General features: G+C 69.4%; 15 protein-coding genes and 1 riboswitch. Of the genes, 10 read left to right on the top strand and 5 right to left on the bottom strand.

The window, feature by feature from the left end; translation table 11 throughout:
- The first annotated feature begins 163 nt into the window (after nt 1-163).
- From ACFSJG_RS19660 to epsC, 8 genes are all read left to right on the top strand, one after another.
- Nucleotides 164-892 carry a hypothetical protein gene (locus tag ACFSJG_RS19660; protein ID WP_378486928.1) on the top strand — a complete coding sequence of 243 codons (729 nt, stop codon included), beginning with the start codon at nt 164-166 and terminating at the stop codon, nt 890-892.
- Nucleotides 885-2,279 (top strand): hypothetical protein, encoded by a 1,395-nt coding sequence (locus tag ACFSJG_RS19655; RefSeq protein ID WP_378486927.1) that lies wholly within the window; start codon nt 885-887, stop codon nt 2,277-2,279. Before ACFSJG_RS19660 ends, ACFSJG_RS19655 begins: the two co-directional genes overlap by 8 nt.
- Before the next feature lie 43 nt (nt 2,280-2,322).
- Nucleotides 2,323-2,628, top strand: coding sequence for a DUF6802 family protein (locus ACFSJG_RS19650; protein WP_378486926.1), 306 nt, complete (start codon nt 2,323-2,325; stop codon nt 2,626-2,628).
- A gap of 237 nt (nt 2,629-2,865) precedes the next feature.
- Nucleotides 2,866-3,603 (top strand): hypothetical protein, encoded by a 738-nt coding sequence (locus tag ACFSJG_RS19645; protein ID WP_378486925.1) that lies wholly within the window; start codon nt 2,866-2,868, stop codon nt 3,601-3,603.
- A 316-nt stretch (nt 3,604-3,919) separates the two neighbouring features.
- Nucleotides 3,920-4,657, top strand: coding sequence for a hypothetical protein (locus ACFSJG_RS19640; RefSeq protein WP_378486924.1), 738 nt, complete (start codon nt 3,920-3,922; stop codon nt 4,655-4,657).
- Between the two features lie 313 nt (nt 4,658-4,970).
- A complete protein-coding gene (locus tag ACFSJG_RS19635) occupies nt 4,971-6,797 on the top strand; it encodes a phosphoenolpyruvate carboxykinase (GTP) (RefSeq protein WP_378486923.1) in 1,827 nt (608 codons plus the stop codon).
- A 166-nt stretch (nt 6,798-6,963) separates the two neighbouring features.
- A complete protein-coding gene (gene cysK / locus ACFSJG_RS19630; protein ID WP_378486922.1) occupies nt 6,964-7,899 on the top strand; it encodes a cysteine synthase A in 936 nt (311 codons plus the stop codon).
- 1 nt (nt 7,900) lies between these two features.
- The gene (gene epsC, locus ACFSJG_RS19625; RefSeq protein ID WP_378486921.1) at nt 7,901-8,485 is read left to right on the top strand and encodes a serine O-acetyltransferase EpsC; all 585 of its coding nucleotides are present in this window, start codon (nt 7,901-7,903) and stop codon (nt 8,483-8,485) included.
- A 69-nt stretch (nt 8,486-8,554) separates the two neighbouring features.
- Here epsC and ACFSJG_RS19620 read toward each other — a convergent pair whose 3' ends face one another.
- Nucleotides 8,555-9,511, bottom strand: coding sequence for a cation diffusion facilitator family transporter (locus ACFSJG_RS19620; RefSeq protein WP_378486920.1), 957 nt, complete (start codon nt 9,509-9,511; stop codon nt 8,555-8,557).
- 279 nt (nt 9,512-9,790) lie between these two features.
- Between ACFSJG_RS19620 and ACFSJG_RS19615 the strand changes: the two genes are divergently transcribed.
- A complete protein-coding gene (locus ACFSJG_RS19615) occupies nt 9,791-10,408 on the top strand; it encodes a hypothetical protein (RefSeq protein ID WP_378486919.1) in 618 nt (205 codons plus the stop codon).
- A gap of 113 nt (nt 10,409-10,521) precedes the next feature.
- Nucleotides 10,522-10,691: riboswitch (M-box (ykoK) riboswitch) on the top strand.
- Between the two features lie 309 nt (nt 10,692-11,000).
- A complete protein-coding gene (gene mgtA, locus ACFSJG_RS19610; protein ID WP_378486918.1) occupies nt 11,001-13,691 on the top strand; it encodes a magnesium-translocating P-type ATPase in 2,691 nt (896 codons plus the stop codon).
- Nucleotides 13,692-13,756: 65 nt separating this feature from the next.
- On the opposite strand, the gene ACFSJG_RS19605 is transcribed toward mgtA, so the two are convergent.
- The 4 genes from ACFSJG_RS19605 to ACFSJG_RS19590 all read right to left on the bottom strand — a co-directional run bounded on the left by ACFSJG_RS19605 (nt 13,757) and on the right by ACFSJG_RS19590 (nt 18,320).
- Nucleotides 13,757-15,202, bottom strand: a complete 1,446-nt coding sequence (locus tag ACFSJG_RS19605; protein ID WP_378486917.1) for an aldehyde dehydrogenase — start codon at nt 15,200-15,202, stop codon at nt 13,757-13,759.
- 99 nt (nt 15,203-15,301) lie between these two features.
- Nucleotides 15,302-16,495, bottom strand: coding sequence for a phosphotransferase family protein (locus ACFSJG_RS19600; RefSeq protein WP_378486916.1), 1,194 nt, complete (start codon nt 16,493-16,495; stop codon nt 15,302-15,304).
- Nucleotides 16,496-16,633: 138 nt separating this feature from the next.
- Complete coding sequence (locus tag ACFSJG_RS19595; protein WP_378486915.1) at nt 16,634-17,521, bottom strand: ROK family protein; 888 nt, start codon at nt 17,519-17,521, stop codon at nt 16,634-16,636.
- 28 nt (nt 17,522-17,549) lie between these two features.
- Nucleotides 17,550-18,320: a class I SAM-dependent methyltransferase gene (locus ACFSJG_RS19590; RefSeq protein WP_378486914.1), complete on the bottom strand. Its 771-nt coding sequence runs from the start codon at nt 18,318-18,320 to the stop codon at nt 17,550-17,552.
- Nucleotides 18,321-18,376 lie beyond the last annotated feature (56 nt).

Here is an 18,376-nt window from a genome sequence, read left to right as displayed (position 1 = left end):
ATGCTGCCGATGGTCGCGCCGAACGGCTGGGACCTGGCCTTTTCTCGGATGGTTCCCGCATCGGGGGTGACCTGCCTCCCGTTCACGGAGTCGGACTGTCATCATCACCACGCGCGTCGGGGAGGCGCGCGGGGACCGAAGAACACGCGGGGGTGGCGAACAGGTGTCGACGGATTCGGCTCATGGCCGGGCGGTGCCGCCCGCCGACCACGCCGAGCGGCTCGCCGCCGGGCACCTCGACACGGTGCGCGTGGAGATCACCGGACGCGGAGGCGTCGGCAGGTCCGCGATCGTCGCCGCACTCGGTCGGATCGAGGGCGCCGAGCTGGTCCAGTCGGAGGCGCGCGACCGTCCGGGCTTCCCCGATCCGGTCCTCACCGGGGACATCGTCGTGCTCGTCGTCCTCGACCCGCCGAGGAACGTGGATGCGGCCGCGGCGGTCGAGGCCGGTGACCGCCTGCTGCCGGTGCTGGCCAAGACCGACACCCTCGCCGACCCCGACGCCGCGCTCGCCCGCGCCTCCGCTGCTCTGCGGGCGCCCTGCCTCCCCGTGAGCACCGTCGGTGCGGGCATCGGGCTGCCGCGTCTACGGCAGGCAGTCGAGGACCGGGTGCGCGCGGTCCGGGCCGCGCGGGCCGCGGAGGTGCTGGGCCGGCTACGGGCTCGACCCGAGCGGCATGCTGCGCCCGGTGCGTTCGACGACTTCCTGACCACCGATGCCGGGGTCCGTCTCGTCGCGCAGGCGACGGGCCTGGCGGACCCGCCCGGCGATGCGCAGGCCCGGGCCCGGTACTGGCGTGCCCGGATGAACACGAGCGACTCACCCGACGCGCTGCGGGCCGCGCTCGCACTCCAGCGCGACGCCGTGCGCGAGTGGGTGCGCGGTGACTGAAGCCGGGACCGACCTGCACGGAGCAGTCGATCAGGTGATGCGACGCTGGCTGCCCCGGTCGGGCGCTCCGAGCGTCGCGGTCGTCGGCCCGGCGGGCAGTGGCCGCAGCGCCCTCGCCGCCGCGCTGGCGCCGTTGCTGTCCGGGGTCCGGGTCGGCGACGGCGTGGCGGACCCGGGAACGGTGGTCACCGTCCTGACATTCGACGCCTCGGCGCCGATCGGCCGGGAGGAGCTCGGCCTGCTCGCCGAGGCACGTGAACGCGGGTCGACGGTGATCGCGGTGGTGACGCGGGTCGACCTGCACCACGCCGCGGCGACGGTCGCCGACCGTGACGCCGCACTGCTGTCGGTGCACGCGCCCGGTGCCGTCACGGGCCCGGTCCTGCTCGTGTCCGCGACGACCGGGCGCGGCCTCCCGGAACTGTGCGCGGTAGTCGGCCACGCTCTCGGGGACACCGGCTCGACACCTCACCGTCGCGCGGAACTCGACCGGGCCAGGACGCTGGTCCTGGCCACGGCGGCGGACCTGCGCCGTGACGGCGACTCCGCCGCGCTACGAGAGCGACGCGCCGCCCTCGTCGCCGACCGCGACGGTCCCCGCGCCGAATCGGGGGCCGCACTGAGGAGGCTGTCGGCGCTCGCCCGAGTGGATCTCACCCACCACGTCGCGGACCGGGTCCGCGCAGGGACAGCCGGGCTCCGGGCCGAACTGGACAGGTCCGGGAAGTCGGCACTGGACGCGTTCCCGGATCGCGTGCGCGGCGAGATCGAGTCGCTCACCGCCGAGGTGGACGCGACGACCGCACGCGCTCTCGACGCACTGGCCTCCGAGGTGCTCGGCGCACCCCACCCGGTGGCCGGGCCGAATCGTCCGCCACCCGCCGTCGACGATCCGCAACCCCGGCACCGGGGTGTCGAGGACCGGATGATGATCCTGGTCGGTGCCTCGGCCGGCGCCGGGCTCGGCAGGCTCGTCGTTGCCCCGATGTCCGAGATTCCCGCGCTGGACCTGCTGGCACTGCCGCTGCCGCTGGTCGTCGGCGGCGTCGCGGCGTGGGCGCTGACACGGATGCGCGGGCTCGCTGCCGACCGCGCCCACCTCCGGCTGTGGCTGGCGGAGGCGACAGCACAGGTCCGATCGGCGCTGGAGGGGCGCGTCCTGGCCCGGCTGGTGGAGTCGGAGGCCGAGATCGTGGACGCCGTTCAGCGGGCGCACCGCGACCGCGTGCGGACGACGGAGGACTCGCTCGTCGCGGTGGACCGGGAGCTGCGGGAGAGCGCGGCCCGGTCGTCCGGGCGCCTCGCCGCGGTCGAACGGGACCTCGTGGTTCTCGATCGCGCGCTGGCGGAACCGTCCGCCAGTGCGCTGCGTCCAAGTCCACAGTGACCGGTTTCCCGAACCGGCCGGAGCAGTCGGGAAGGACGCCGAGATGATGCAGGACGAGACGCTGCTCGCAGGGATCGGGGGTGAGCACGCGGTGACCGTCGAGGAGGGTCCGGACGCCCGCGACTTCGCGCTCGTCGAACCGACCGTAGACCTCGACGGCGACGGGATCGTCGACACCCGGGTCTTCCAGGACGCAGACGGGATGACCATCGCATCCGACCTCGACGAGGACGGTTGGGTGGACCACATCACCCGGATCGAGGAGGACGGTTCCTACGCTGCGTGGGAACCGCGACGCGAGGCGGACGGGACCGTGCGCTGGGAGCCTGTCGACGAGGGACGCCTGTAGGCGGATCCGGGTCGTCCGCGCCGCGAACGGCGGTTCACTTCCTGGGTGGGCGGACAGCGGTTCGTCTGCCGGTCGAAGGGCGAATCACCGTTCACGTGACGAGATTTTTCGAAAACGGCCTGACCGGGGATTCCGCGTCCGTATAAAGGTGCGGTGCGTGAGCGGGTCACGCACATGTAACGGACCTCGAAGGGCTGTTGCCGTGCGGGTCCGGACCGAATCTTGAACGGAGTTTCCATGTCCCGATCTCCCATGCGTCGCGTTGTTGCCGCGGCTGCTGCGGGCGCCCTCGTCCTCGGTGGCGCGTCCGCCTCCCTCGGCCTCGGCGCCGGTGTCGCCGGCGCCCAGGAGGCACCGGCCTGCTCGCAGACCAGCCAGGCGGTCAAGGGCCCCAGCCTCGCGACCATCGGCTCGACCCACACCTACGACCGCTCGGTGGACGCCGTCGAGACGACCGCGGGCCAGCAGGTCACCTACAAGACGGTCGTCTCGTCGAAGGGTGGGCTGCCGGTGGTCAGCTCCCTGAAGGAGGTGCCCCCGACCGGGTTCGCCGCACCGGTCTCCGCGCGTCTCACGTACAACGGTGGTGCCGCCGGGCCGATCGAGGCCCTCCCGGACGGCAACGGCTACAAGATCTCCGCCAGCGCGCTGGGCTGGCTCGTCACCAACGGCAAGCCGCTGGTCCTGGAGACCACCTACGTCGTGCCCAACACGGTCACTCCCGGTTCGACCGTCACCGACGGTGGCATCACGGTCGGCGGCACGGTCGGCATCGACAACGACCTTCCCGATCTCAACGCGTGCTTCAGCGTCCGCCTCCCCAACGTGGGCGAGACGGTGCTCAGCGTCGCGGACGCGACCGGCCTCGGCTCGGAGGAGGGACAGCTCTCCTCCACCGGTTCCGTCAGCGACATCCTCGGTGACGCTCTGGTCGACGTGATCGAGTCGGGTGCGATCGAGGGCATGCTCAGCTGACCTTCGCTCCACTCGGCTCCGGCGGCGGTGACTGCGGTCGCCGCCGCCGGGGACGCATCGGCCCGGTTGCCGCACCAGGTCGAGGGCTCGTTTGCCGGACATCTCGCGGCGGCGAAGAACTCTACGGACGAACACCGTGCCGGCAGGCTGTTTCGGGCCGTTCTGCGTCCAATTCAGCGAAAACGGTCAAACAGTTGGACGAGCGTCCGTATAAAGGTTCGGTGCGTGACCGTGTTGCGCACATGTAACTGACTGCACGGGCTCGCCGCAAGGGGTTGTCGCGTTGGGTCCGGACCGAATCGTGAACGGAGTTTCCATGTCTCGATCTCCCATGCGTCGCACTGCCGCCGCTGTCGCCGCAGGCGCCCTCGTCCTCGGCGGCGCGACCGTCTCCGTCGGCCTCGGAACCGGCGTCGCGTCTGCTCAGACGGCGTGCGCACAGTCGAGCCACGCAGAGAAGGGCCCGAACCTGGAAACCTGGGGTGTGAAGCACTCGTACGACCGGTCGGTCAACGTGACCGAGGCGGCCAGCGGCTCGCAGGTCACCTACAAGACCATCGTCTCCACCTCGGGAATCGGTAACCCCTACGTCAACACCCTCGTCGACACGCCGCCCGCCGGCTTCGGCGCCCCGGTCTCCGCGAAGCTCACCGTCTTCCATGCCATCGGCGGACTGAAGACCGTGGACGTCCCCGCGATCCCGGACGGCAACAGCTTCAAGTTCACCCACACCGGATGGTTCGTGAACTCGGGCAACCCGCTGACCCTCGAAACCACCTACGTGGTGCCGTCGGCCGCCGCCGGTACCGCGATCACCAGCGGTGGCTTCAAGGTCGCCGGCACCGTCGGCGTCGACAACAACATGCCGAACCTGACGGCGTGCTTCACCATGCGTGCGCCGAACCCGGGTGAGGCGACGCTCGGAAGCCTCGACTCCGCCGGCCTCGGCTCCGAGGAGGGCCAGCTGTCCTCGACCGGTTCGGTCAGCGACATCCTCGGCGACACCATCGCGAACGTCATCAACTCGGGTGCCATCGAGGGCCTGATCAGCTGATACAGCACCACACGGATTTCGGCGGCGGTGACCTCGGTCACCGCCGCCGACGTCGTGTTCGGAGCTGTGTGGGCACTGAATCGGTCCTGTGACCGATCGGACGACACCCGATTCCCATTAGTCGGACACGCAGCGCTAACCTCTATGCAGGACACCCGGCGCCCGTGTCGTCGTCAACCGTGTGAAACCACTCGCACGCGGCCGATGGAACAGCGGGTAGTGCCCCACCGAGAGGGGCCGATCGTGATCCCCTGTGCACTGTGGTCCGACAGGGCACAGTGACTCGATTCCGGAACACCCCAGGGAGAGTTTGATGACCTCAGCGACCATTCCAGGTCTGACTGGCACTGACACCGCGCCCACCTCGCACGGCGAACTCCTCGCCTGGGTTCGTGAGGTGGCGGAGCTGACCCAGCCCGATCGCGTCGTCTTCGCCGACGGTTCGGACGAGGAGTGGGACCGCCTGACGGCACAGCTCGTCGAGGCAGGCACCTTCACCCGCCTCAACGACGAGAAGAAGCCGAACTCCTTCCTCGGCAACTCCGACCCGTCCGACGTGGCGCGTGTCGAGTCCCGCACCTACATCTGCTCGCGCAACGAGATCGACGCAGGCCCCACCAACAACTGGATGGACCCGGCCGAGATGCGCGGCATCATGACCGACCTGTACCGCGGCAGCATGCGCGGTCGCACCATGTACGTGGTGCCGTTCTGCATGGGCCCGCTCGGCGCCGACGATCCGAAGCTCGGTGTGGAGATCACCGACTCCGAGTACGTCGTCGTCTCGATGCGCATCATGACCCGCATGGGTCAGGCCGCCCTGGACAAGCTCGGCACCGACAAGCCGTTCGTGAAGGCGCTGCACTCCGTCGGTGCGCCCCTCGCCGAGGGCCAGCAGGACGTGCCGTGGCCCTGCAACGACACGAAGTACATCACCCACTTCCCCGAGGACCGCGAGATCTGGTCCTACGGCTCCGGCTACGGCGGCAACGCCCTGCTCGGCAAGAAGTGCTACTCGCTGCGCATCGCCTCTGCGATGGCCCACGACGAGGGCTGGCTGGCCGAGCACATGCTCATCCTCAAGCTGATCTCGCCGGAGAACAAGAACTACTACATCGCGGCCGCGTTCCCGTCCGCGTGTGGCAAGACGAACCTCGCGATGATCCAGCCGACCATCCCCGGCTGGCGCGCCGAGACCCTCGGCGACGACATCGCGTGGATGCGCTTCGGTGAGGACGGCCGCCTGTACGCCGTGAACCCGGAGTTCGGCTTCTTCGGTGTCGCCCCCGGCACCAACCACGGCTCGAACCCGAACGCGATGAAGACGGTCGAGGCCGGCAACACGCTGTACACCAATGTCGCGCTGACCGACGACGGTGACGTGTGGTGGGAGGGCCTCGAGGGCGAGCCGCAGCACCTGATCGACTGGAAGGGCAACGACTGGACCCCCGAGTCCGGCGAGAAGGCCGCCCACCCGAACTCGCGCTACTGCACCCCGATGTCGCAGTGCCCGATCCTCGCCCCCGAGTGGGACGACCCGCAGGGTGTGCCGATCTCGGCGATCCTGTTCGGCGGCCGCCGCAAGACGACGGTCCCGCTGGTCAGCGAGTCCTTCGACTGGCAGCACGGCACCTTCCTCGGTGCGACGCTGTCGTCCGAGCAGACCGCTGCGGCCGAGGGCAAGGTCGGTTCCGTCCGTCGTGACCCGATGGCGATGATCCCGTTCATCGGCTACAACGCCGGTGACTACATCAACCACTGGATCACCCTCGGCAAGAACGCCGACGCGGAGAAGCTGCCGAAGATCTTCTACGTGAACTGGTTCCGTCGTGGCGAGGACGGCCGCTTCCTGTGGCCCGGTTTCGGTGAGAACTCCCGCGTCCTCAAGTGGATCGTGGACCGGATCGAGCACAAGGCCGGCGCCCAGACCACCCCGATCGGCTACGTGCCGACCGCGGCCGATCTCGAGCTGGACGGCCTCGACGTGGTCGCCGCCGACGTGGACGAGGCCCTCGCGGTCGACGTCGACGAGTGGAAGGCCGAGCTGCCGCTCATCGAGGAGTGGTTCGAGTTCCTCGGCGAGAAGGTTCCCTCGGGCGTTCGTGACGAGTTCGAGGCACTGAAGCAGCGTCTCGGCTGAGTCACCCCGCCGTCAGGCTGAAGGGCACTTTCGTTCGGTTCAACCGGACGGAAGTGCCCTTCGTCCGTTTCGGGGGGAGTCGGTGTGGAACCGTCTCGGTGGCAGTGGTGGAATACATTCAACGAACAGCGACGCCCGGCGTATACGCTCGGGGAGAGGATCAGCGATGAGCCAGATCTACAACAACGTCACCGAACTGGTCGGGCGTACTCCGCTCGTCCGCCTGAACCGCGTCACCGACGGCGCGCAAGCCCAGGTCGTTGCCAAGCTCGAGTTCTACAACCCGGCGAACAGCGTCAAGGACCGCATCGGTGTCGCGATCATCGACGCCGCCGAGAAGTCCGGTGAGCTCAAGCCCGGCGGCACCATCGTCGAGGGCACCTCGGGCAACACCGGCATCGCGCTCGCGATGGTCGCGGCGGCCCGCGGCTACAAGGTGATCCTGACGATGCCGGAGACGATGTCGACCGAGCGTCGCGTCATGCTGCGCGCCTACGGTGCCGAGATCGTCCTCACCCCGGGCGCCGAGGGCATGGCCGGTGCGGTGAAGAAGGCCGAGGAGATCGTCGGGCAGACCCCGAACGCGATCCTCGCCCGTCAGTTCGCGAACCCCGCCAACCCGGCGATCCACCGGGCCACCACCGCCGAGGAGATCTGGGCCGACACCAACGGCGAGATCGACATCTTCGTCGCGGGCATCGGCACCGGCGGCACCCTGACCGGCGTCGGCCAGGTCCTCAAGGAGCGCAAGCCCGGCGTCAAGATCGTGGGTGTCGAGCCCGCCGACTCGCCGATCCTCACGGGCGGCCAGCCCGGCCCGCACAAGATCCAGGGCCTGGGCCCGAACTTCGTGCCGGACATCCTCGACCGTGAGGTCTATGACGAGATCATCGACGTCAAGCTCGACGACGCGATCGACGTCTCCCGTCGTCTCGGCACCGACGAGGGCATCCTCGGCGGCATCTCCGCAGGCGCGAACGTGTGGGGTGCGCTGGAGCTGGCGAAGCGTCCCGAGAATGCGGGCAAGCTGATCGTCGTGGTGGTTCCGGACTTCGGTGAGCGCTACATCTCCACTCCGCTGTTCGAGCACATCCGGGACTGACGTGGGAATGCTGCGCACGGTCCGTGAGGACCTACAGGCCGCGCGGGGCCAGGATCCGGCCGCGCGCAGCAACGTCGAGAACGCGATCGTCTACTCGGGACTGCACGCGATCTGGTCGCATCGGGTCGCGCACCGGATGTGGGAGGTGCCCGCGCTGCGCGGTCCCGCGCGGATGCTGTCCCAGTTCACCCGGTTCCTGACCGGGATCGAGATCCATCCGGGCGCGACCATCGGCCGTCGGTTCTTCATCGACCACGGCATGGGTGTGGTGATCGGCGAGACCACCGAGATCGGTGACGACGTGATGCTCTACCACGGCGTCACCCTCGGTGGCCGGTCGCTGGCGAAGACGAAGCGGCACCCGACGATCGGGAACCGGGTGACCGTCGGCGCAGGCGCGAAGGTGCTCGGTCCGGTCGTGGTCGGGGACGACAGCGCGATCGGTGCGAACGCCGTCGTGACGCGTGACGTGCCCGCGGACTCGATCGCGACGGGCATCCCGGCCGCGGTGCGTCCGCGCAGCGTCAAACAGCACGAGCAGCTCGTCGACCCGAACGCGTACATCGACCCCGCGATGTACATCTGAGCTTTTCCGGCTCCACCAACCCACGGCTGAGCGTGGCGTTCATTCGATCCAACAGGATGAACGCCACGTTCAGCCGTTCTCGGGGGTGAGCGCGGGGTCGCCGGGGGTAGACAGCGACAGCACCGCCTTGCGGATGTTCGGGTGCCGTTCGAGCGCCCGCTCGCAGCGGTCGAGTTGCTCGGCGACGGTGTGCTCGGCGGCGTCCCCGACCAGGTCGACGGCGCCGACGAGGTACACCTGTCGTGGGCCGAGGTACTCCATCCGCAGCATCGTCACGCGCTCCACCTCCGGCAGGTCCAGCAGCGACCGCAGGCCCGCGTTCCGCAGCTGTGGGGACGCCTCCTCGCCGACCAGGAACCGGCGGTTGCGGTCGATGAGGATCACCGCGATCACGCCGAGCAGGATCCCGACGAGGATCGAGCCGATCGCGTCGGGCACCGGCGATCCGGTCACCTGGTGCAGGAGGACACCGACGAACGCGATCACCAGCCCGATCAGCGCGGCGGCGTCCTCCGCGAACACCGCGCGGACCGTCGGATCGGAGGTGTGCAGGGCGTGCTCGAGCAGGTCGCGGTCCGCTGCGGCCGCCTCGCCGCGCACCTGCTTGAACGCCTGCCGGAACGAGATCGTCTCCAGAACGAACGAAATGCCGAGGACCGCGTAGGCGATGCCGTAGTCGGTGGCGGGTTCCGCGTGGAACAGCTCCTGGATGCCATGCGTGATCGACACCCCCGCGCCCAACGCGAACAGTCCGAGGGCCGCGAACATCGACCAGATGTACGCCTCGCGACCGAAGCCGAGCGGGTGTGCGCGATCCGGCGCGTGCCGCGACCGTCGGTTCGCGATCAGCAGCAGCACCTCGTTGCCGGTGTCGGCCCAGGAGTGCGTCGCCTCCGCGACCATCGACGCCGACCCGGTCAGTGCGGCCGCCACCGACTTGGCCAGTGCGATGGCCAGATTCGCGACGAACGCGAGGACGACGGTGAGGGTGCTCTCCTGGTCGGCATCGGAGTCCGCGTGGGTCATGTGTCGGAACGATACGGAGACCGAGCGCCTTTCGCCGGGAGGTGCGCGGGGCGTTGGTGCGGCGGTCGCCGCACGGCGTCGGGAGTGGATCGGTGAGGCCCGCTCCTATTCCGCCACAATTCGGACGACCGTCCAATACAGTGCCTCACTGTCCTGTTCGCATCGGATCGTATGTAGTAGGGCTGTGCGCGAACGGGATGTGCACGAATCTCCGTCCGTTCCTCCGCGGCAGAGTTGCTCGACGCGCCGCGGTCACCACAGCACGACCGAGAAAGGGCAATGATGTCGAGTTCCACCCAGAAGAGGTTCGCCCGCGGCGCAGTCGTCGCGGCCGCCGCGGCAGGTGCCGTGGCACTGTCGCTTCCCGCCACCGCCTCCGCGGCGACGGCCCAGGCGCCGCAGCTCACCGCGAACCTGAGCGGCAGCGACCTGACGATGTCGCTCACCGATCCGAACACCGGCCTGCTCGACGGCTGCGCGGGCGGCCTCGTCGACGCGGGTCGTGCCGTCGAGATCAGCGACAGGCTCGCCAACCTGAGCAAGATCTCCGACGTGATCGACGTCTTGCGGTCCGGCGTCATCAAGGGCACCCCGCTGATCACCACCGCGCTGGACCGGACGGCGCAGCAGTCCGTCTACGACCTGCCCACCGGCGTCTACGCCGTGGTGGCGGCGTGCGCCGGCATCGGCAAGGACACGGCGATCGCCGTCGAACCGGTGATCGCGCCGTCCGGGGTCGGCAGTGTCGCCGGGGTGTTCGATCTCGGCAGCACCGTCATCGAGAACCCGGATTCGATCCCGTTCTTCCTGGCCCTGCTCGGCGGTGACGCGGCACTCGGCGGCAGCAGCAGCGGCGGCAGCAGCGGAAGCAGTGACGGCGGCAGCAGCGGAAGCTGATCTCCGTCGACGACGACACGCGCGCCGCACCCAACCGGGTGCGGCGCGCGTTCTCATGTGCCCCACGGCACGTGATTTGACAGTCGTCCGGCCGCGATGGTTGGTTGGATGGCGCAGCACCTCGTTAGGCGAGGCTCCTGCACGAACACAGGCCACTGACCTCACGACGTCGAGAGACGCCCAAGGTCAGGACAGGTTTCCCCGGATTAAGGGGTGACCCCAGGTGGCTTCCCGGACACGGGACACGTCGTGCAGTGCCGAAGCTCTTACGTGGAGGTGACGTGTTTCACGAAATGCGTTCCGCGGAAACAACTCACGACAGCGTGGGTTCGCGGCGACGTCCCGGCGCCGGTGGGTCCACCGGCCGGTGTCCGGGGTCCGAGGAGGTGACCACCGTGGACGATCCGCCCAGTCGACTCTCGACGCGCATCATCTCGGCCGGCGGCGGTCACCCCGCACTCTGACCACGGCTGCTCCGCCCCGGTCCTCACCCACGGCACGATGCCGTGCACACTCACGCGACTGTCGTTGTCGCGGAGTTGTCTTGCGCGCACCCGACCTGTGACGGGCGCGCGCGGAGAAGGACACAGTCATGTCACCAACCACCCTGCTCACGCTGTCCCGAACGGGGAGAACGCCATCACCGCCGCGGACCTCCCTCGTGGCACCGGATGCTGTCGCCCGACTCGTCGCCGCCGCCCGTCGTGGGCCACGTGAGGTGTATGCGGACCTCGGCACGACCGCTCGCGGACTGCGGTCGGACCAGGTGAGTCGTCTCCGTGACGAGCACGGTCCGAACCGGATTCCCCGGAACGGATCGACGTCGGCGCTCGTCCGACTGTCGAGAACCGTCACCAATCCCTTCGTCCTGATCCTCGTGTTCCTGTGCGCGGTGATGTTCGTGACGGACGTCTGGTGGGCCGACCCGAACACCGGGCCGTCCTACGACGGAGTTGTCACGGTGGCGGTGATGGTCGTCGTCAGCGTCGCGTTGCGGTTCTGGCAGGAACACCGTTCGGTTCGGACCGTCGCGGCACTCGACGGGATGATCACCGCGACCGCGACGACCACCCGGAAGCGGGGCGACTCGGTGGTCATCGCCGCGCTCCCCGTCGAGGACCTGCTTCCCGGTGACGTGGTCTCCCTCGCCGTCGGCGACGTGATCCCCGCCGACGTGCGGTTGGTGAGCGCGCGAGGCTTCCAGGTGAATCAGGGGATCCTGACGGGGGAATCGGCCCCTGCGGACAAGACCTCGGACCTGGTGGTCAGCGTGGACGAGGGGCGGATACCGGAAACCGGCAATCTCGCCTTCATGGGGACGTCCGTCGTCGCGGGTTCTGCGACGGCGGTGGTCGTGAACACGGGGCGGCGGACCTGGTTCGGTGCGATGACGTCGGAACTCGGCGACGCCCGGTCGGTGACGGACTTCGACGCGGGTGTGCGGCGCGTCAGCCACCTGTTGATCCGATTCATGCTCGTCATGGTCCCCGCGGTGTTCGTGATCAACGGCCTCACGTCCGACTGGAGCCAGGCACTGCTGTTCGGCGTCGCCGCCGCCGTCGGGTTGACGCCGGAGATGCTGCCGCTGATCGTCACCGCATCGCTCGCCAAGGGCGCGGTGCACATGTCACGTCACAAGGTGATCGTCAAGCGGCTCAGCGCCATTCAGGACCTCGGCGCCCTCGACGTCCTGTGCACCGACAAGACCGGAACCCTGACCGAGGGCCGGATCACTCTTGCCGAGCACGTGGATCCGGCGGGCCGGCGCAGCGCGACGACGTTGCACCTGGCAGCGGTGAATGCGCATTTCCAGGCTGACCCGCACAATCCGATCGATCGTGCCGTCACGACCGCCGCAGGGAAGCCCATGGCGGAGTGGATCGCGCGTAGCCGTTCGTTCGTGGACCACATCCCGTTCGACTTCCGCCGGCGCCGGGTGTCCGTCGTTGTCGAGGACGGAGGCGAGGACCTGATCGTCACCAAGGGTGCGGTGGAAGAAGTTCTGGCGGTGTGTGATTCGGTCCTCCTGGACGGCCGGGTCCAGGAGCTGGACAGCGCGGTCCGGTCGGACGTGGACGGCCTCGTCGCGCGGGCCGGTGGCGAAGGCAAGCAGATACTCGCGGTGGCCCGCAGGTACCGGCGGGTCACCGGCGACGCCCGGAGGGAGTACAGGGCGTCGGACGAGTCCGCGCTCACCCTCGTCGGGTTCCTGACGTTCCTGGATCCACCGAAGCGCTGCGCCGCGTCCGCGATCGCAGGCCTCCGGGGACGTGGCACGGACGTCAAGGTGATCACCGGGGACAGTGCGATCGTCACGGAAACCGTCTGTCGTCAAGCGGGGATCGACGCCGCGACGGGGGTCGGCGGGGACACGGTGGAACGGGCGAGCGACGACGAGCTGGACGTGCTCGTGCGGGACGCGACGGTGTTCGTCAAGGTCGACCCGATGCAGAAGGCCCGAATCGTACAGTCGCTGAGACGAACCGGATGTGCTGTCGGGTACCTCGGGGACGGTGTGAACGATGTGCCTGCGTTGTCCGCCGCGGACGTGGGGATCTCGGTGGACGGGGCCGTCGACGTCGCGCGTGAGTCCGCCGACATCGTCCTGTTGGAGAAGGATCTCGGGGTGCTCGAGCACGGCGTTGTGGAAGGCCGTCGCACGTTCGCGAACACGGTCAAGTACGTCAAGATGACAGCAGGCTCGAACTTCGGCAACGTGTTCTCGCTGCTGGTGGCGAGCGCGATGCTGCCGTTCCTGCCGATGCTTCCACTGATGCTGCTGGTGCAGAACCTGATCTACGACCTGTCGATGCTCGCGCTTCCGTGGGACCGCGTCGATCGCGAGTTCCTGGCGAAGCCGAGGAGGTGGGACACCCGCGGTCTCGCCCGGTACGTCGTGTCCTTCGGTCCGATCAGCTCGATCTTCGACATCGCGACGTTCGCGGTGATGTGGTTCGTGTTCGCGGCCGACACGCCCGAGCAGGCTGCACTGTTCCAGTCCGGGTGGTTCGTCCAGTCGATCCTGACGCAGACGCTGATCGTCCACGTCGCTCGCACGCGGCGCATTCCGTTCGCCCAGTCCCGGGCGTCGTTGCCGGTCCTCGTGGCGACGGGTCTCGCGGGTGCGTTCGGCCTGATCCTGCCGTTCACGGGTCTCGGGCACGGGCTGGGACTGATCCCGCTGCCGTGGAACGTCTTTCCGTGGCTGGTCGGAATCACCGTGGCATATTGCACGGTGAGCCAGCTCGTGAAGATGCTGTTCATCCGCCGCGGGTGGATGTGACAGACAGAGACGAACGCGCGCCGCACCCGACAGGATGCGGCGCGCGTGTCGTTGTCAGGCGATGATCAGGCGCCGTAGCCCGCGGGCATCAGGATGGACTTGAGCTCGCAGTAGGCGTCGATACCCTCGGGGCCGTTCTCGCGGCCGATGCCGGAGTTCTTGTAGCCACCGAACGGCGATCCGGGATCGAAGGCGTACCAGTTGATTCCGTACGTGCCGGTCCGGATCTGCTTGGCGACCTCGAGGCCCTTCTCGACGTCGGTGGTGTACACCGATCCGGCGAGACCGTAGTCGGAGTCGTTGGCGATCTTGATCGCCTCGTCGACGCTGTCGTAGGGGATCACCGACAGGACCGGTCCGAAGATCTCCTCGCGGGCGATGGTCATCGAGTTGTCGACATCGGCGAAGATCGTCGGCTCGACGAAGTAGCCCTTCTCCAGTCCGGCCGGGACGCCGCCGCCGAGGACGAGGCGTGCGCCCTCCTCCTTGCCCTTCTCGATGTAGCCGAGGATCTTGTCGCGCTGCTTGGCGGTGATGATCGGGCCGAGCTGTGCGGCCGGGTCGTCGGGCCCGCCGACCGGGAAGAAGCCGGCGAACTGCACCATCGCCTCGACGACCTCGTCGTAGCGGGACCGCGGCGCGAGGATGCGGGTCTGGCCGACGCAGGCCTGTCCCGAGTTCATCAGGCCGGACAGCACCAGCATCGGCATCGACGCGGTGATGTCGAAGTCCTCCAGGAGGATCGCCGCGGACTTGCCGCCGAGCTCCAGGGAGCAGCGCTTGAGGTTCTCGGCCGCGATGGCACCGATCTTGCGTCCGACGGCGGTGCTGCCGGTGAAGGTCACCTTGTCGACATCGGGGTGCGAGATCAGGTACTCCCCGGTCTCGGCGCCACCGGGGACGATGGACAGCGCGCCCTCGGGCAGGCCGGCCTCGGCGAAGATCTCCGCGACCAGGTTCGCGCTCATCGGGGTCTCCGGCGCGGGCTTGAGCACCATCGTGCAGCCGGCGAGGATGGCGGGAGCGAGCTTGTTGATCATCAGGAACAGCGGCACGTTCCAGGCGATCACGGCGCCGACGACGCCGACCGGCTCACGCAGCACCTTGGTGGTGCCGAACACGCCCGTGCGCTCCTCTTCCCACGGGAACGCCTCGGCCATGCCGGCGTACGCGTTCAGGGCGGCGAGCGTGGGGGTCTTCTGCATCAACTCGACGCCTGCGCGCGGCGCACCCATCTCGGACGAGATCAGCGTGCACAGTTCCTCGGAGCGTTCCTCGATGAGCTTGGCCGCATTGGAGAGGATCTGGGCGCGCTGCGTCGGGGTCGTGCTCGCCAGCGGGCCGGTGAGGGCCGCGCGGGCGGCGGCGACGGCGGCGTCGACGTCGGCGGGAGCGGCGACCGGCACGCTGCCGACCCGCTCCTCGGTTGCGGGGGAGAACACCTCGAGGCGCTCGGAGGTGGACGGCGCGGTCCACTGTCCGCCGATGTAGAGCTTGTCGTAGTCGGTCATCAATTCTTCCTTGCTGGTGCGGATTTCGGCTCGTGCAGGTCGTCGTTGGATGGTGCGCGGGCGGTCAGGTGCGGACCTCCCCGGATGGTGCTGCGGGCGTCACGGCAGCCCGGCCCAGTAGGTTCCGTCGATCATGTCCTCGAGGGTCTTGCGGTGCATGATCATGTCGTCGGGATCGTCGGGGAGTGTGGCGTGTCCGAACGCGATGGCCCGGCTCTGCACGCGGAACATGATGGTCGCGTGCCGCAGTGCGGCGTAGACGCTGTAGTAGTCGAGGTTCTCGGCGGTGTGGCCGGTCAGGTCGGCGTAGGTGGCGGCGACGTCGTCGCGGCGCATGAAGTCGGGCAGTCCGGGCAGGCCCGCGACAGCGGCGAGGTCCTCGAAGAACCTGTGCAGGAACACCATCCACGCGACGTCCATCTCGCGCGGTCCGAGGGCGGCCATCTCCCAGTCGAGGACGGCGACGGGGGTGAAGTCGCGGAACATGATGTTGCCGATACGGGAGTCGCCCCAGCACAGGACGGCGGGCGACGGGTCGGCGGGGACGTTGGCCTCGAGCCAGTCGAGGGCGCGCTCGATCAGCGGTGACCGGGGGCCGTCGGCGGTGGCCCACCGGTAGTAGCCGCGCTGGCGGTCGAGGTGGGCGCGGAACGCGTCCTCGGCGGTCGGGCCGGCATCGTGCAGTCGCAGGAACGCGAAGTTCTCCCCGGCGTCGGGGATCCGGTGCAGCGCCGCGAGGACGCCGACGGACGCGTCCTGCAGGGTGCGTCGCTGCTCGGGCGTGGCCTCCGACAGCCACGACCCGAAGTTGTACGGCATCACGTCCGGCGGGACGATGCCCTCGACGCGCGCCATGACGAAGAAGGGGGCGCCGAGGGCGTCCGGGTCGGGTTCGAACCAGTACGCGGTCGGGACCGGGATGTCGGACAGTTCGCCGACGGCCTTCATCACGGCGAACTGGGTGCCCATGTCGTAGCTCGGGAAGATCGGCATCGACGTCGCGCCGGGCTCGACGCGCGCGACCAGCTCGTGGACGCGGCGGGTGCCGTCCTCGGTCCACTCGGCGTCGAACAGGACGGTTTCGCTGGACATGCCGTTGGCGTCGGGGAGGCGCACCTCGACGACGTGGGGGTCGGCGTCGTCCGGCAGGCGACCGCTCAACCAGGTCTGCAGCGCTGCTCGGAGCTCGTCCGGGTCGCGGCGGGATTCGCTGGGTCGCGCGACCTCGGCGTGGTTGTCACCCTCGGCGTCGGCTACATGGTTGTCGCCGCCGGCGACGTCGGTTGCGCTCACGGTGCCCTCGTTCCGTCGTCCCCGCGGCCGGGGTGGTCCCGGCCGGGGAGGCTGAGTGTGGTGAGAAGCACACTAGAACACGTTACAGAGTTGTGGGTACGAAAACAGCCCCTATTTCGGTCGAGACCATAACGAAATTCAGGAGTCGAGGGTGAGGACGCCCGCGCCGATCAGGGTGGCGCGGGCGCCGAGGGTGGCGGGCACGACCCGGAGCCCGCGGCTGAACGACAGTCCGGCGTGCCGACGGGCGGCCTCCAGCAGCGGATCCCACAGCGGCGCCCCTGCCTGTCCGAAGCCGCCGCCGACCACCGCCAGGTCCAGGTCCAGGACGGCCGCAACCGACGCGATCGCGGTACCGATCGCCGAGCCCGCCCGGTCCAGCGCGGCCACGGCGACGTCGTCCCCGGCAGCCGCCGCCTGCGACAACTCCAGGCCCGTGGACCCCGCCCAGCCCCGCTCGTTCGCCCATCGGACCGCGGACGGGCCAGATGCGACCGCCTCCAGGCACCCGAACCCGCCGCACGCGCAGGGCACGTCCTCGGCGCCCGGCACCACGACGTGCCCGATGTGCCCGGCGTTGCCGGTCCGTCCGTGCGCGACCCGGCCGTCCACGACGATCCCGCCGCCCACACCGGTCGAGACGATCATCCCGATCTGGTTGTCGGTGCCGCGACCGGCACCGAACCGGTACTCGGCGAGGGTGCAGCAGGCCCCGTCCATCGCGAGCGTGACGGTGGCGTCCGGGAACAGGTCGCGCACCGCGTCGACCAGGGGGAATCCGTGGCACCACTCGGGGAGGTTGAGCGGGCCGACGGTGCCCGCCGCGACGTCGACCGGCCCAGCCGAGGCGATGCCGACCCGGCGTACCGGGCGCCCGCCCGCGACCGTGGTCAGCAGCGTTTCGGCCGCCGCCCACACGTCGGTGGCAGGCGTCGGCACCTGCTGCTCGCCGGCCAGGGTTCCGTCCGGCTCCACCCGTGCCGCCGCGAACTTGGTGCCACCGATGTCGAGCGCCAGAAAGGTCATGGGGAATTATGTGCCGCCTCCGGGCGCGTCAGCGCTTGCGCACCACCAGGACGAGGTTGGAGACCAGGAACTCCCGGACGACGGGCACCTTCACCAGCCACCAGGCCCAACGCGGGTGGTACCGCGGGAACGCCGCCAGCAGCTCGCCGTCCGACGCGGACCGCGCCCAGCGCAGGCCGTCCGCCGCTCCGACGTCGAACAGGGACACCCCGAACCGGTTCTTCGGCTCCTTGCCGTGCTTGCGGGCATAGCGCCGCGCCGCGTACTCGCCGCCGAACGCGTGCCACGGACCCGTCTCGTGCCCGCCGAACGGCCCCCACCACAGTGTGTACGACAGCACCATCAGCCCACCCGGCCTCGTGACACGCAGCATCTCCGCGGCCATCGTCCACGGATGCGGCACGTGCTCGGCGACGTTCGACGAGAAACAGATGTCGACGGACGCGTCCCGCACCGGCAACGCCATCCCCGAGCCGCGGATACCGCCGTGCGCGGGCAGTCCCGCGGCGTGCATCTCCGTCGGATCCGGCTCCACCGGAACGTAGGTCGCCCCCGCGCCCCGGAACGCGTCCGCGAAGTAGCCCGGACCGCCGCCGACGTCCAGCACGGTCAGACCGTCCAGGGACCGGCCCGTCGCACCGGCGTGCAGATCGTCGATCAACTCGAGCGAATCCGTCGCCAGTGCGCCGTAGAAGCGGTCCGGGTCGGACTGCTCGAACCGGAAGTCCGACAGCAGCCGCACCGAGCGGCGAAGGGTGGCCCGGCGGGCGAAGAGGCGGGTCACGGGGGTCGAGGTCACGACCGGTCAGCCTATCCACCGCGAACGCATCGGCCCCGACCGCACCACCGGCGACG

The sequence above is a fragment of the Rhodococcus gannanensis genome (assembly GCF_042681175.1).
Classification (GTDB): domain Bacteria; phylum Actinomycetota; class Actinomycetes; order Mycobacteriales; family Mycobacteriaceae; genus Rhodococcus_G; species Rhodococcus_G gannanensis.
The sequence above is the reverse complement of the archived record's forward strand: the minus strand, read 5'-3'. Positions and strand labels throughout refer to the sequence as shown.